General features: G+C 51.9%; 5 tRNA genes. All 5 read right to left on the bottom strand.

Going from position 1 to position 528, the window contains the following annotated elements:
- Positions 1 to 5: 5 nt before the first annotated feature.
- Positions 6 to 80, bottom strand: a tRNA-Gln gene (locus tag G5533_RS20435).
- A gap of 46 nt (positions 81 to 126) precedes the next feature.
- Positions 127 to 201, bottom strand: a tRNA-Gln gene (locus G5533_RS20430).
- Positions 202 to 247: 46 nt separating this feature from the next.
- Positions 248 to 322 (bottom strand) — tRNA-Gln (locus G5533_RS20425).
- Between the two features lie 46 nt (positions 323 to 368).
- Positions 369 to 443, bottom strand: a tRNA-Gln gene (locus G5533_RS20420).
- Between the two features lie 8 nt (positions 444 to 451).
- Positions 452 to 528 (bottom strand) — tRNA-Met (locus G5533_RS20415).

The following is a 528-nucleotide window of genomic DNA, read 5'->3' as shown; positions in this document are numbered from 1 at the left end:
AAAAATGGCTGGGGTACTAGGATTCGAACCTAGGGATGGCGAGATCAAAACCCGCTGCCTTACCGCTTGGCGATACCCCAACAGCGCTCCTCAACAGTGATGAGACTGGCAAAGAACTTTTAAAAATGGCTGGGGTACTAGGATTCGAACCTAGGGATGGCGAGATCAAAACCCGCTGCCTTACCGCTTGGCGATACCCCAACAGCGCTCCTCAACAGTGATGAGACTGGCAAAGAACTTTTAAAAATGGCTGGGGTACTAGGATTCGAACCTAGGGATGGCGAGATCAAAACCCGCTGCCTTACCGCTTGGCGATACCCCAACAGCGTTCCTCAACAGTCGCGAGACTGGCAAAGAACTTTTAAAAATGGCTGGGGTACTAGGATTCGAACCTAGGGATGGCGAGATCAAAACCCGCTGCCTTACCGCTTGGCGATACCCCAACTAGAGATGGTGGCTATGACGGGATTCGAACCTGTGACCCCCGCATTATGAGTGCGATGCTCTAACCAACTGAGCTACATAGCC

It is taken from the genome of Aeromonas sp. A600620, from assembly GCF_029479985.1.
Classification (GTDB): Bacteria; Pseudomonadota; Gammaproteobacteria; order Enterobacterales; family Aeromonadaceae; genus Aeromonas; species Aeromonas veronii_A.
The sequence above is the reverse complement of the archived record's forward strand: the minus strand, read 5'-3'. Positions and strand labels throughout refer to the sequence as shown.